The organism is Exilibacterium tricleocarpae, assembly GCF_007004655.1.
GTDB lineage: Bacteria > Pseudomonadota > Gammaproteobacteria > Pseudomonadales > Cellvibrionaceae > Exilibacterium > Exilibacterium tricleocarpae.
The window spans coordinates 264,378-279,807 of record NZ_ML660096.1; the positions used below are offsets into that span (position 1 = coordinate 264,378).

Here is a 15,430-nt window from a genome sequence, read left to right on the forward strand (position 1 = left end):
CGGCAAACTTCCTGATGTAATTTACGCCGCTTTGTGCGGCGTTTTTTTCTCAAGCCGTGAGATCCTTGGTGCTCGGCACCCGCCGGCGCGACTCGAACAAAATGTTGCCGCCGCGCTGCTTGGCACTGCGCTTGGCCTCGGCCAGCAGCAGGGCGACGTCATGATGAGTCCGACAGCGCTCGGGGTCCGGTTGCGCAGCACCGATTGCCAGGGACAGGGGATCGAAGCGGCGGCGCCGGCCGGATCGGTCCGAGCCCCAGTAACTGCCCGAACCGTCCTCGCCCACCGGATAGAGCCCGCCCGACTCCCTGGCAAAACGCGTGAGTATGGCGTGGCAGCACTCGCGCCAGTTGGCGCTTCTGAACACCACAATGAAGTCATCGCCACCGACGTGGCCGACAAAATCCCGCCTGCCGTCAACACTCTCTGAGAGAATCTGGGCCAACAACAATATGGCATCGTCGCCACGGCGATAACCGAAGACATCATTGAATGGTTTGAAGTTATTGATATCGCAATAGGCGACATGAAACGGTTTGCCGATCAGCAACAGGCGATCGACCCATTCGTAAAGCGGTACGTTGCCCGGCAACTGCGTCAGCGCATTGCAGTGGCGGGCACTGCGCAACTGGTCGTCAGCGACTTTGCGCAGCAACGTGCGGATTTTACCCACACCGCGATAGCGCCCCCGGGCGGTCACCACGAAATCGATGCCCAGGTTCTGGCGCGGGTCTTCAGTCACCAGTTTACTGACATCGCGCAGCTCCCGATCGTATTCCACCATAATCGTCTGCGGGCTGATAAAAGACCGAATCGGTTTGTGGGCGTGCAACTCGTGGGCAAACCGCGAAGCAAACACCGCGAGCAGTTCGTGCCGACAGACAATACCGTAGGGCAGATCACCCTCCACCACCGGCATGCTGTTTAGCGCCGGGTTGTCGCTGAATATTTTCACCACAGTGCCGGCGTTGGTATCCGGACTCAAGGTGTCACAGGCAACGGCGATATCCCCGACCGTATGGCGAAACGCATCGTAACTGCGCGGCACGGCCGACTGTAGCCAGATCCGCACTTTATCGTTCAGTTCACGGCCGGGCGTGGTGGTGGGCCTGGCGACCAGAAAACCCTGCAGGTGATCGATGCCCAGGGCCAGCAAAGTGTTGAGTTCTTCGATACTCTCGACACCTTCGGCGATAACCTTGTTGCCGGTACGAAAACCGATATCGAGAATTGCCCGAACAAATTCCCGCTTTACCGGGTCCTGATCAATGCCGAAGATAAAGTGGCGATCGAGCTTGACAAAGTCGGGGCTCAACTCACTCCAAACCCGCAGTCCCGAGTAACCCGCCCCCAGGTCGTCCAGCGCGATCCCGAAACCCTGTTTTTGCAGTTGCACTGTGGCTGCGCGCAGCAAATCGGCATCTTTCAGAGGATGGCGCTCGGTCAACTCAAACACGATGCGTTCCGCATCGAGACCAATCTCCTTGAGCACTTCCTCGATCACATCCGCTTTGCAAACCCCATCGGTAAAACTCAAGGGCGACATATTCAGAAACAGTTTGCCGGGCAGCTCAAGTTCCATAAAACGCCGGCAGGATACTTCGCGGCAGGCAAATTCCAACGCCGCCAGCAAACGCGTATCGCGAGCGGCGGCAAAGATCTGTGCGGGGGTGTGGAGAGCGGTGTTTTCCGGGCCGCGTATCAACGCCTCGTAACCGAGGATTTGCGGCCCCTCCAGGCTGACAACGGGTTGAAACACTGGCGTCAGCCGGCGCTCGGCAATCAGATGTTGTAATTGCTGTTGTGTGGACTCCTGCTGCGACATTTATTTCACTTTATTCGAGCGCACCTTGCGGCGGCGCAGTTTATCGTCAAACTGTTACAGGGGGGTGACCGGCGGGCTATATGATTCTGGAACCCGCTATAGCATAGGGTAGCGGCCGACGCCCGTCTACCTCCACATTGATCGGGCCCGAGCTGCCGCGTCCTGCCCGGACCTGACCGAAAGCGCCGGCAACGTCTGAAATTTTATAGTTATCAGGAAGTTATAGATATTGCATACGAACAGGCCGCACCTGGCACAACGTCCGTAAAACGGGTCTTACGGCAGGACGCTTATTTGAAATATGGTCAAAACCGGCACATAATGGCTGCCGGTTTTACACCGCCAGGGGCCGGAGACTGCCCGGGACCGGAACTGCCCGGGGGGAAATCTCCGGTCAAACACCCCGGGTCAACCAACAGCCGGGGCTCCGGCAGGGCAAGTGTGCCCAAATTTTCTTTATACCCGGTTTCTCCATACCTGGTATCTCCATGCCCGGCTCGGGGCTCGCCGAGTGCGGCGAGACGACCCCGGGCACACCCGCGCTTCGAGCGAAACCCACAATCCGGATCGAGGAAAAAATGAATATGCGCAAAGCAATGGTATCAGCGAGTTTACTGTTCGCCGCCTGTTTGAGCCAGGCGACCGAGCAGCACTCCATGAACAACGGCAACCTCATACTGGAAGACATCCCACCGATTCCCGAGCAGATAGTCACCGACTTGAATCGCTTCCAGAACGTTCGGGCCGCCGGGTTTCGAGGCTGGTCCCAGGGCGATGACGGCCTCTATGTCACCACCCGCTTTGGCGATGTATCGCAAATTCACCGCATCGACAGTGCCGGTGGCGCACGGCGACAACTCACCTTTTTCCAGGAACCTGTCGGCGCGGTTGAAACACAACCCGACGGCGGCCTGCTGGCCTTTACCATGGACGCCGGCGGCAACGAGTATGCGCAGATTTTTCTACTCGATACCGGCAGCGGCGACTACGAGATGATTACCGATGGCAAGTCCCGCAACGGCGCCCTGCAATGGAGCGGCGACGGCAGCATGCTCGCCTACCAGAGCACGCGCCGCAACGGCCGCTCCAACGATATCTGGATTGCAACCATCAAACGGGACAACTCGAACAAGTATGCGCACAAACACGCCATTGCAGTGGAGTCGCAGGACGGCAGTTGGTGGGGGCCAAGTGCCTTCGACGCCAAGGGTGAAAGACTGTTGGTGCAGCAATATATCTCGGCCACTAATTCCCTGGTGCATATAAGGGATCTGCGCGGCAACACACTGACATCAATTGCCGGCGCGGCGGACACGGGCTCGCGCAACTATGGGGTCGACTTCAACGCGCAAGGCAATGGTGTGTTTCTGCTGACGGACAGATACAGCGATTTTACCCAACTGGTTTTTGCCGATCTTAAGAGCGGCAAGGAAACTGTCATTACCAAAGATATCAACTGGGATGTCACCGGCGTAACACTCAGCAAAGACAAGTCGCGCGCCGCCATGGTGGTCAATGAAGGTGGCATCAGCCGCTTGTATCTGCTCAATACCAAAACCTTCAAATACAGGCCGGTGTCGAACATTCCGACCGGCGTGATCGGCAGAGTGGCCTTCAATACCAAAGGCAATCAACTCGCCCTGTCTATCAACACGGCGAAAACGCCCACCGATACCTTCGTCCTGCAACTGGGAAGACGGGCAACTGCCGCCGGTCAACTGCAGCGCTGGACATACAGCGAAGTGGGCGGACTCAACACCGATGAATTTATTGAGCCGACACTCATTCACTACCCCACCTTCGACAAAGTCGGCACCGAGGCCAGGAAAATACCGGCTTTTCTCTACAAACCACAGGGCGATGGCCCGTTTCCGGTGGTGGTGGTTATTCACGGCGGCCCCGAAGCACAATACCGGCCGCGTTTTAGCAGCACGTTTCAGCTCTGGATGCAAAAACTCGGCGTCGCTGTCATTGCGCCCAATGTGCGCGGATCGAGCGGCTACGGCAAGGAGTTTGTGGCGCTGGACAACGGCTTTAAACGGGAGGACTCCGTCAAAGACATAGGCGCCCTGCTGGACTGGATCGATACCCGTAAAGACCTGGACAGCGGGCGGGTGGCGGTATACGGCGGCAGTTACGGTGGCTATATGGTGCTGGCCAGTGCGGTGCACTACAGCGACCGCCTCAAGGCGGGCGTCAATATCGTCGGCATCTCCAACTTCGTCACCTTTCTCACCAACACCAAAGACTACCGGCGGGATTTGCGGCGCGTTGAATACGGCGATGAACGGGAGCCGAAAATGCGCGAGTTTCTGGAGCGCATCAGCCCGAACAACAACGTCGATAAAATCAAGATTCCGCTGTTGGTGGTGCAGGGCCAGAACGATCCCCGGGTACCGGTAACGGAGGCCGAACAGATCGTGGCATCACTGCGCAACAGTGCGATCGAGACCTGGTATATGAATGCACTGAACGAAGGCCACGGTTATGGGAAAAAAGAAAATCGCGACGTCTACCAACAGGTGGCGGTGATGTTCCTGCAGACGTTTTTACTGGACTGATGCTGCCACCGCCAAAAGTCATTCTCTTCGACTGGCACGGCACCCTGGTCGATACCCTGGATGCCATGTATCGCACCATGGAGGAGATGCTGCCGCAACTGGAAGAACTGGACCTGGTGCGGCGGCTGCAGCCCGAAACCCGCTGCGCCGACCCGGACGATGCCAAGCTGGTGCGCTACATTCGCATTTTCCGACGCCTGCACCCGCGCATCCTGGCAGAGCGGCGGGTGTCGCGCACCGAGATTTTCAATGCCATTTTTGCCGGTGACCCGGAGGCCAGGCGTATCGCCCACGACGCCTACAACCGCTGCTACCGCGGCCACTATGGCGACGTCAAACCTTTTCAGGAAGGGATTTACGATTACCTGCTGACGTTACACAAACTGGGCATCCAGCTCGGTGTCGCCACCAATCGCAGCCGCGAATTTCTCGAACACGAATTGCGGCAGGTGGATGGGGGACGCTGGGCGGCGCTGCTGCCGGTACGGGTCAGTGCCGACGATGTCGCCCGCTATAAGCCCGCTCCGGATGTTATTCACCAGGCGTTAAAACTACTGGACACAGCGGCCGGCCCCGCCGTGTGGTACCTGGGCGACAGTCAAACAGATATGCTGACCGCCCACAATGCCGGTGTCACGCCGGTGTTCTACAACGGCGCCCATTGGGATGAGCGCTGGATCGACCGGCTGCGCAGCAAGCGGGAACCAACGCCCGAAGCGCCGGCCGCGGTGGTGAACGGTTTCGATCAACTACTCGATCAACTCGAGGGGCTGGAAACCCGCGGCAAGGCGCAGTTCGCCGTGCGCTTGCGGAATAATCGCCCGCCCGCTTATCCGCCCCGGGCAGCACCGCCGCCGCGAATCGAGCCCGACTGGCACCCGTCCCTGGCTCAACTGACCGCGCCCGCGCTGATTTTGTTTGACTGGCATGCCACCCTGGTCGATACGCTGGATGCGATGTATCACGCGGTGGACGATATGTTGCCGGAAATCGAGACCCTGGGTCTGGTCGAGCGCTTGCTGCCGGCGGCAGAGAGTAAATCGCCGGAAGATGCCAAACTGGTGGAACACGTGCGCCACTACCGCCAGCTTCACCCGCGCATCAAGATCGATCGCAAAATCTCCCGCACGGATATTTTCGAAGTGTTGTTCGGCGACGACCAGCAAGCCAAGCAGATAGCGCACCGGGCCTTTAACCGCCACTACCGCAAGCACTACGGCACTGTACTGCCATTTGAGCCACAAGTGCGCAACATGCTGCAAGGTCTGCGCGATCTGGGACTGGTACTCGGCGTTATCACCAATCGCGACCGGGAGTTTTTCGAGCACGAACTGGCCGCAGTGGAAGGCACCGGTTGGAGCGAACTGTTTGACACTGAAGTGTGCGGTGACGACACGCCGCAACGCAAGCCCCACCCGGACCAACTGCAACTGGCCACCCGCACACTGGGCTTTAACACCGGACCGCAAGTCTGGTACGTGGGCGACAGCACCACCGACACCATCGCTGCCAAACGCGCCGGCGTGACCAGCGTTTTTTTTAACGGTGCCCAGTGGGATCAACCCTGGCTTGAGAAAATTTTCCCGGGCAGCACCCACCACCCTCATCAACCCGATGTGGTGGTCAATGACTTCTCGGAGTTTTGGGCGCTGGTGCTGTGTCTATTACCGGCAAGGAAATAATTGCCTTGGGGCCGTTAACCGTGTTTGCGTTAACGGGCCCCGACCTGCAATAAAGAAACTATATAGGGTCTTCTTCATTCGTGGCAACGAAATAACCTTTACTTTGCAGCTCACTCACCGCGGTATCCGAAACCGGCGTCCGCGGTCCGTCGCCACAGCGATTGATCCTGATAGACGCCGTCGTCAATACCGCCCGGCCGAGTTGGTTGTTTAGAAATATCAGTAAACTATCAACTTGCCCGGAGTTAAAACCCATGCAATTACCGGCAAACAGGTTGAGTACATCCAACCGCGGCGGGTTCCACAGTGGCGGCGTAGTGAACCCCGCCATGGCATTGTCGCCGCTCAACCTCAGCCGCACCAGGCCGTCGGCCCGCAATAGACCCAAATCCCCCGCGATGGTGTTGCGACCGCTGATATCGAACACCCGGATATCCGGATGCAGGTCTTGAATATTCCCGGAGAGTGTATTAACGCCGCTGAGATTCAACTGCCGAATTGCAGGGGAAATACCGGCGACGGTTCCCGTTATACTGTTTGCTCCGCCCACCGTTATACTGAGGGTGGAATTATTAGTCAGCAGGTCGATATTCCCGGCGATGGTGTTGTTACCCGTTATGCTGACGCTGTTGGCTTCAGGGTGTAAGTCTTCGATGTTACCGAACAGCGTGTTGTTTCCCGCCACGTTGAAATTGGTGATCGTGGCGGGAATATCTGCCACGCCGGCCGTTATCGTATTGTTGCCGATCACGCTCAATGACAGTGTGCCGTTGTTACGCACCAGACCGAGGTCGCCGCCGATAGTGTTGAAACCACTGATAAAAACGGAGCGCAGGTCGCCATGCAAATCCTCGATATTGCCGGATATGGTATTGGTGCCCGCCACGGAAAAACTGGTGACATTAGTGGGAATTTCGGCCACGGTGCCGGTAACGGTGTTTAAACCGTTCACCTGAAACGACACCAGCGCCGCCGGGATATCGGCGACGGTGCCCGTTATGGTGTTGGCGCTGATTACGGAAAAGCCCACCATACTGTCGGGGATATCGGCAATATCGCCGGTAAAATTACCCTGTTGGGCCCTGACCGTCAGTTGGGTGATAGCAGGCGGCAGTTCGCTGATATCGCCACTGAAGTTACCCCGCCTGGAAACCACCCGCAGTTCCCGCAACAGCGTGTTGTTCGATAAGCTGGCGAGGGCGCCGTTGACAACGCTGTTGTCGGAGAAAAAACTGATTACCTCAATATTAGTCAAATCGCTGAGCGCCTCGACGTCCAACTGCAATCCATCGTCAATGCTCAAAAAGCCCTTCACGGCGGCAAAACCGTCGGAAAAGGCGATAGTGACATTACCACTGGTTGTCTGCGCATAGTTATGGGTGAGCGAGCCGGCGCCAAACAAATCCTCGATACGCTGGTTTTCAATGATCTCAGTGGGACTGCCGTCGCCCCAGTCGACGGTCGCCGTGCCGGAGGACAGCGCCAATCCCACAACGGTGCGCGTTGTATTCACCACCGGTAACACCAATGTTTCTGCCGCCATGGTCACGGTGAGTTCGTAACTGGCGGTACTGCTCGGTGCCGAGGCATCGGCGGCTTTGATCGCAGTAATCGTGGTCGTGCCGACGGCAACGGCGGTGACCAGGCCCTGCTGGTCGACGCCGGCAACAGCCGGGCTGGACGATGCGTAACTGATCGCACCGGCGCCGATAACAGTGGCGGGGTCAATCGGGTTGGCGGTACTCTCGCCGACAACCATGGTGATCGGCCCCGCATTGGTAAACGCAATTTCGTTAACGGCGATCGGGTCCGGGTTATTGCGGATCAGCATCGAACCGGTATTCGAGGCCGGGTTGTCGACGGAAACCACGCTGATATCCAGGTTGAAATACTCATCGTCCTCGGTGGCGTCGGTATCGAAAATCGTGATAGTGACAGTTTTTTCAGTTTCTCCCGCGGCAAATGACAGGCTGCCGACAGAGGCTAAATAATCGCTGCCCTCCTCGGCCGTACCCGAGCGGGTCGCATAATTGACAACCGTTTCCGCAGCCTGGGGCGCGTTCAGTTTGACGACAAACCTGGCGGCACCATCGCGCTCGTCAACAGTGCCGCCCACCACCCTGGCAAACGCGCCTGTGGGCCGAACGAATAAAAATGCCGTGGATGCGTTCACCCGGCCTTCGCTGTCCTGCGCGGTCAGGCGAAACGATAACTCTGTTTCTTCCCGCAAATCAGGCACCACGATCGCGTTCTCCAATTGGTTGGGATCGGGAATCGTCACTTCGGGGCCGCTGACCTGCGTCCACAGTACCTCGGTAATCGTCGCGCCGGCGGCGGCCGAGGCACTGCCCCTTAAAAAAACCAGCACGTTGGGATCGGCAAACTGCCGGCCGCCGGCCGAAACCTGCGGCAGAATATCCAGCTCTTCGCCGACCACGGGATCAGTAACAGGCTGTTCGGCCGAGGACGGCGATCCGCCTCCGCCACAACCGGCCAAGAGCATCAGGACCAGGCTCCATAGCAGGGTCCGGTAACAGGTCTTCACGCTGAACGCGGCCGCCCGCCGCCGGAACCCGGGCAAAAACATATGTCGATCGAGGTCTGGCACTACACGATTACAGTTCATGGTGAATACCTAGCTGAAGGGGCATGGTTACGCTGAGGACATAGCGCGCGCCGGCGGGATACCTCCGCCAAGGTCGAATGGGCAAACAAAAAAGAAGAGCAAGAGACACGCTGCAAATTCCATTTAGCTATAAAAGTGCGGGAGACTAGGAATGCTAATAAGGTTGCCGGCTAAAGTAAAACGCCCGATGTGTTAATCGTGATCCGGGTCATGCTATTGATCGCGCTCCTGCATTTGTGGTCACCGGTCGCCTGTCGCACCTTGTAGATCGACGCGACCATTTCCGTTTTGTCTGCTGCAGATGATGATGCTGTGTAGTTCAGAGTCGATCCACCAGTGGCACGGTGCGGGGACGTAACTTTAGTTGCGTCCCCCTCGAGGGGGACCACGCCACTCTCAAACAACATCGCTTCCGGCGGCACGGCGCCAAAAAGAACGCTCACGGTTTAGCTGGGAGGTAAAAAGAAATCGCAGTACACCAAACAGGTGTTTCAAGGAAGGGGAGTGGCACCATTCTATGGTGACGCAACTAAAGTGACGTCACCGCACTGTGCCGCCGGAGGCGGTGCCTTTCGGAAGGGAAGTGGCACCATCCTAAGGGCATCCTAAGGGGACAGGCTAAAGCCAGTCCCCGCACCGTGCCGCCGGAGGCGGGACCACTCGCTATTTTCGCTACCGGCGTAACACTGGCTTTCCGTGGTACATAAAAAAACCGGAGTGATGCCCTTCTCCTTAGTACAAATAAACGGCACCGGCGTTAACCGCATCCTGGTTGCTGTCGCCACCCACACCGGTTGCATCACCATCTTCCATTGAGGCGCCTACCGCCATCACCGCCGCGTTGCGACTGAGAGCCACGGCGGCGCCAAAACTATCGGACGCACTGGTGTTGGTGGCTTTGACATAGCTTTGCTGGCTCCACTCATCGTCTGCGAACGCAAAGAAGTAAACCGCTCCATAATCTGACTCGGGATCAGCGGTCTGGTCGCCCCCAATACCGACACTGGTGCCGTTTTCGAAAGGGGCACCTACAGCCAGGGCGGTGCCACTGCCACTCAGGGCAAGCGCTGCACCGAAGTTGTCAGACCAGTCGGTGTTCGATGCTTTGAAATAGGTCTGCTGCGTCCAGGCATTGCCCTCGCGGGTGAAGATATAGGCGGCACCGGCGCCGTCAATACTGTCATCGGCTTCGTCACCATCGATACCGGTGGCATCACTGGCCTCGAATGCCGCCCCCACCGCCAGCATATCGCCGTCGTCACTGAGCGACACCGCGCCGCCAAAGCGATCGCCTTGATCGGCATTCGACGCCCGCACATAAGCCTGTTGCTGCCACTCATCGTTGTTTTCGACAAATACATAAACCGCACCGGAATCCGTCATGCCATTTGTACTGCCATCATCACCGGGGGCGCCGACCGCCAGCGTCTCGCCAGTGCTGTCCAGTGCCAGACTGGTACCGAAAACATCGTCCTGATCCGGGTTGGGCGCTTTTAAATATCGGTCAAAATCCCACCCTTGATTAGTGCGGGAATAGAGATAGACAGCACCGGCAGACGGTCTCGCATTGTTATTGGGATTGCCGGGGTCGCCGCTGGCTTCTCTGTAGGCGCTTACCGCCAGTGTATCGCCGTCACCGCTCAGCGCCACCACCTCACCGAAGTTATCATCTTCATCGATGTTACTGGCTTTTATCACGGCATCCTGACTCCAGTCCCCATCGGCGCGGGAGAAGACATAAACCGCGCCGGAGTTCTCCACATCGTCATTCTGCCCGCCACCACCGGCACTGGAGCTGTCTTCATCGGTCGCGCCGACCACCAGCGTACTGCCGTCGTCGCTCAGCGCCAGGGCGGTGCCAAAAAAGTCGCCCGCACCGGTATTGGACGGCTTGATATAAGCCTGTTGTTCCCATTCCAGCCCGTCGCGGACAAAAATATACACCGCACCCGAATTCTCGCCGGCCGCGCTGTTATTCGGGTTGCCATCAATAATTGTGGTGGCGCTGTCCTCGCCATAGGCACCGACCGCCAGGGTGGCGCCGTTAGCGCTCAGGGCGACACTGTAACCAAAGGAGTCGCCAGCGTCGGTGTTGGACGCCTTGAAATAGCCGATGGTGTCGAGCATCTGGTCAGTGACCGCAATGGATTCGGACCCTCTGCAGCCACCACGGTTGCAGGCTTCAACAATAAACTCGGCATCGTCCCAATCCAGCCGGTGCGCCGCCACTTCAACCGTTATATTAGTCGCGCCAATATTACCGCCCAACTGGGAAAAGCCCGCCTCGCCATCCGGGTTAAAAAAAAGCCGGTAAGCGATGGCGTCCTCAACGGCGTCCCAGTCAAATCGCAGTTGGCGAATATCGGCTTCCAGTGTCACTGCGGGTGCCGAGGCCGGCGGATCGCCCGGATCGTCGCTGCCACCGCCACCCCCACCGCCGCAGGCACTGAGTAAAACCGCAGCAGCGACGCAGGCAAGAATAACTCGGGAGCTTGTATAACCGTGTTGCCGGCGCTGATGAGATACCTGGTATTGTTGTTGTTTTCTACTAGTCGACCCTAGACTTGACATTGAACCCTCTCCGCGGTGCAAAATCGCTCGATTATCCGGGATCGCTAAACCAAAGGTCTAGTCGGGGAAACGTAAAGAATTGTAACTCGACATAAAAGACCGCCCGGTGCGACTGGCTGTAAGCACACCGGGAGGCGATCAGTTGGTTAAGTAGTGTGGCGCACCCGGGCAAACAACGTCTTGTGATTGACCGCCGCGAGCCGCGCCCGACACTTCACGGGGCTATATTTCACAGAGCTATATTTCACAGGGCTATATTTCACAGGGCTGTGCAATAACACTTTGTTACTGCTTTCCTGTTCCAGCATCTACTGCTCGCAGCAACTGTCTTTTAACCGGCGATATATGCCGGGGCCCATGGCCACCACTCAGTGAAGATAGACAGCGCCGGCATCATCGGCCATATTGTCCGGCTCCCCGCCGGTGCCGGTATCGTTACCGTCTTCCCCGGGGGCGCCGATCGCCATTAAAGTGCCATTGCGGCTGAGCGCGATAGCGGTGCCGAACCCATCTTCCTGCTCCGGGTTGATCGCCTTCACATAACTTTGCTGCGTCCATTCGTCATCGGCAAAAGTAAAGAAGTACGCAGCCCCCGCCCCGCCTTCACTTTCATCCGTCTGATCACCGTCGATACCGGCGGCGGCACTGGCCTCGAGTGGCGCACCGACGGCCAGTGTAGTGCCGCTGCCACTCAAGGCCACAGCCGCGCCGAAATTATCGGACTCTTCCGTGTTCGACGCTTTGAGATAAGTCTGCTGCGCCCAGGTGTCCTCGCTGCGCGTAAAAATGTAGGCAGCACCTGCACCGGGGCTGCTGTTATCGCCTTCGTTGCCGTCGATACCAGTCGCATTACTGGCTTCCCCGCTGGCGCCCGCGGCCAGGGTATCGCCGTTATCACTGAGCGATACCGAATAGCCGAATAGGTCCCCGATTTCGCTGTTCGACGCCTGCAGGTAAGCCTGCAGTGTCCATTCCTTTTCGCGCTCCAAATACACGTAAACCGCACCGGCATCCTCGCGCGTATCGCCGCCACCATCGTCGTAGGGGACGCCTACTGCGAGGGTATCGCCGTTGATATCGAGCGCTAAACTAAAGCCAAAATTGTCGCCGGCGGTGGGAGTAACCGCCTTCAGGTAGCGGCTGAATTCCCAGCCGTCGTCAGTCGAAAAATCATAGAGGTAGACGGCGCCGGCGGCCTCTGCGGTATCGTCGTTCTGGCTATCGCCGTCGGCGCTGTCCTCTCCGGTGGCACCAACCGCCAGGGTACGGCCTTCGCCGTCGATCGCCACCGACCAGCCATAGTTGTCGAAGGCGCCGCTGTTGTTGGCTTTAAACAGTGTCTCCTGGCTCCAGCCGTCACCGCTGCGGGTGAAGAGGTACACGGCCCCGGAATCTTCCAGATCGTCATTCTGGCCACCGCCGCCGGCGCTGGAACTATCCTCATAGGGGGAGCCCACTACCAGGGTGTTACCGTTGGCGCTCAGCGCAACGGAAAAACCGAACTGGTCGCCCGCGCCGGTGTTACCTGGCTTGATATAGGCTTGCTGGGTCCACTGCTGGCGGTTGCGCACGAAAATATAGACTGCGCCTGAATTTTCGCCCTCGACATTGTTGTTGGGGTTACCGTTTATATTGCGTGTCGCGCTGTCCTCACCGTAGGCGCCTATCGCCAGGGTGGAACCGTTTGCGCTCATCGCCACACTGTACCCAAAACCGTCTCCGGCATCGGTATTAAATGCTTTGAAGTAACCGATGGTATCGAGCATCTGCTCGTCGACGGTCAGCGTCTCCGACTGCTTGCAGCCGGCCCGGTTGCAGGCTTCAACCATAAACTCGGCAGCGTCCCAATCGAACCGGTGCGGCGATACTTCGAGGCCCACTTCGGTAAACCCCAGGTCGCCGGTGATGGCGGAGAAGCCTGACTCGCCGTCCGGGTTGTGCAGCAGGCGATAGGAGTTGGTACCGCTGACAGGTTCCCAGTCGAACAGTAATTGCCGGGTATTGCCTTCCACGGTCACTGTGGGCGCGGCGCTGGGCGGCTCGCCATCGCCGTCGTCATCGTCGTCGTCATCGCTGCAGGCACTGAGCAAAACCACCAGCGCGGCGCAAACGGTTAAACGGCGATAATTTGACCAGCGGTGGGTTCGGTTGTTGATGATTGGACCGGACACTGTTGCTCTCCCCAAGACAAAGGGGTGAATTATTGAGGACCCCTAAGCTGGAGGTCTAGTCGGGTACAGTAAAAAATTGTAACTCGCTGGGTTGGTAAAAAAGTGTAACTGGCGGTTTCAGGTCGATAAGACTGTCCGGTAGGGGCGGCAGATTGTTACACGGTGTTTTGTCGACCGGGTGCAACTCGGTAGGGTCGACAAGGTGCCATCCGATAGAGTCGACAGAGTGCCACCCGGCACGGGCCGCGCCGGTACAGGGTATTTTTAAGCCTTCCGGTAGTGAAACCTCTGCAGGTTGGAACCGCTTGCTACTACACCCCCCTTCTGGCACAAGACTCTGTCGTGGGGCTGAAAAACACCCTGCACCGACACGTCCCTGATCTTGTAGCCTACGGCAAGAAAATGCACCCCGGGGCTGGATTCGAACAAACCTGTTGCCCGATCTGATGAAAAAGGTCCATGTCCGCATCAGCAGCAACTACGTAGCAAACCAAGATCTGTTACGAATGCCACTCACCTTCGGCACCTACTTCTGGTCGTGGCTGCACTATAAGAGAAGACAGACTTACCCCCAGTGTTCTTAACCAAGATCGTAAGGGTTAGTATGAGGTCGATAAATGGGTCCAAATCCTCTTAGTTGCCACTATCAACCAAAAGTAGGTGCCTTAGGAAAAAGTAGACAACTTTAGCGAAAGCAGGTATCTACAGCGATTGGCATCAGCACCGGTTACGTTAATTTCAGTACCACCTGCGTATGGACATTGTAAAATCACAAACTCAAATTATTGAACGCTCACTTCCAGTTCAGCGTGGAGTATAGAAACACTCAATACATGGGTCATCGATGCTATTTCTTATGCAGCCGCGCGAGGTCCTAAATAACGAAGCCCTCCAAGACCATTTTCGGGAATGATGTAGGATTTACATACAGACCAACCACTGAACTAAATCGCCCGGCTAATCCAGTGATGCACCAAAAGAGTTGGAGCTATATAGGCCTACCAAAAAACTGCGGCTCCCAACCACAAAAGTATGGATTTTAGCTGCTTAGATGTTTGAGATGCTTATTGTATTGGCAGTACTAACGCATAGCATTCCTCAGGCACATGTAGTCTTTTATCGAATAACTCCATGCTCAGGCTTCATAACACTTTGCGATACCTAGTCAGACTAATACTTCTACTCATCTTTTCTTTGTCAGCAAACGATAAATAATCCTGCTGTCTTGCAACTCTCTTAGAAAACACTTAGCATCAAGCCAATCAAATGGATGTGTAATCTACGAAAAACTAGCAGCAATAAATAATTCATCGCCAAGTTATTCATCGCGTAGAGCCAGTTACCGGCGGACTTATTGAGCTCCATCCATTTCCCAGAACGCGGATTCAAATACGAGGTGCATCACCTCATCAGAAGGAATTTGGTTGCACTTAGCAATCAATGGGTATTTAAAACTCAAAAGTAAACTTTAACAACAATGGATGTGCAATTATCTCACTTCCCGAACCACTAGATTTTCCTGTGCATAAATTTGATATCAATAAGACCTGAGTGAATCGGACACTCGTCAACTCAATCAATTGGGAGAAAGTATATGGCGTTCCAGGTCAAAGCAAACGGAGTATCAGGCGAACATTTGTTTACCTCTGCGGCTCTTGGTAATCTCTATAAGCGAGCATTGTTGACCACAGCTTTGCTCCTAACAGCCTTACAGGCCCGCGCGGTGACGATTCCGGCACCACAAACCAGCGACCTTTATCCGGATCATTTGATTATCGGCCCGGTCGGTATTAACAACCAGCGCAATGATCCCCCCGGTTATTACTACCACACAGAAACCTGGACCTTCATCCCACCCGGGAGCGGGCGCTGGGACTTTATCGAAGTGGATTATGACTGTCATAACAGGATCGAATGGACAATATTCTCCTATTCGGTAACAGGCGCAATTTCCGGCCACACGGATAAACGTCGCCATAGGCGGACCCACCCTT

At 56.7% G+C, this 15,430-nt stretch carries 7 protein-coding genes; 3 read left to right on the top strand and 4 right to left on the bottom strand.

Annotation, left to right across the window (positions count from 1 at the left end):
- Window positions 1–49 precede the first annotated feature (49 nt).
- Window positions 50–1,825: a bifunctional diguanylate cyclase/phosphodiesterase gene (locus FKG94_RS16865; RefSeq protein ID WP_142905496.1), complete on the bottom strand. Its 1,776-nt coding sequence runs from the start codon at window positions 1,823–1,825 to the stop codon at window positions 50–52.
- Window positions 1,826–2,409: 584 nt separating this feature from the next.
- On the opposite strand from FKG94_RS16865, the gene FKG94_RS16870 reads away from it, so the two are divergent.
- Complete coding sequence (locus FKG94_RS16870) at window positions 2,410–4,386, top strand: S9 family peptidase (RefSeq protein ID WP_142905497.1); 1,977 nt, start codon at window positions 2,410–2,412, stop codon at window positions 4,384–4,386.
- Window positions 4,386–6,068 (top strand): HAD family hydrolase, encoded by a 1,683-nt coding sequence (locus tag FKG94_RS16875; protein ID WP_142905498.1) that lies wholly within the window; start codon window positions 4,386–4,388, stop codon window positions 6,066–6,068. The genes FKG94_RS16870 and FKG94_RS16875 overlap by 1 nt, the downstream gene beginning before the upstream one ends.
- A gap of 58 nt (window positions 6,069–6,126) precedes the next feature.
- Here the strand turns inward: FKG94_RS16875 and FKG94_RS16880 are convergent, their stop codons facing one another.
- The 3 genes from FKG94_RS16880 to FKG94_RS16890 form a co-directional block, all read right to left on the bottom strand.
- Complete coding sequence (locus tag FKG94_RS16880; RefSeq protein ID WP_142905499.1) at window positions 6,127–8,694, bottom strand: Calx-beta domain-containing protein; 2,568 nt, start codon at window positions 8,692–8,694, stop codon at window positions 6,127–6,129.
- A 732-nt stretch (window positions 8,695–9,426) separates the two neighbouring features.
- Window positions 9,427–11,265: an integrin gene (locus FKG94_RS16885; protein WP_142905500.1), complete on the bottom strand. Its 1,839-nt coding sequence runs from the start codon at window positions 11,263–11,265 to the stop codon at window positions 9,427–9,429.
- A gap of 368 nt (window positions 11,266–11,633) precedes the next feature.
- The gene (locus tag FKG94_RS16890; protein WP_142905501.1) at window positions 11,634–13,436 is read right to left on the bottom strand and encodes an FG-GAP repeat protein; all 1,803 of its coding nucleotides are present in this window, start codon (window positions 13,434–13,436) and stop codon (window positions 11,634–11,636) included.
- Window positions 13,437–15,030: 1,594 nt separating this feature from the next.
- On the opposite strand from FKG94_RS16890, the gene FKG94_RS16895 reads away from it, so the two are divergent.
- A partial coding sequence (locus FKG94_RS16895) for a hypothetical protein (protein WP_142905502.1) occupies window positions 15,031–15,430 on the top strand: 400 nt, incomplete at its 3' end.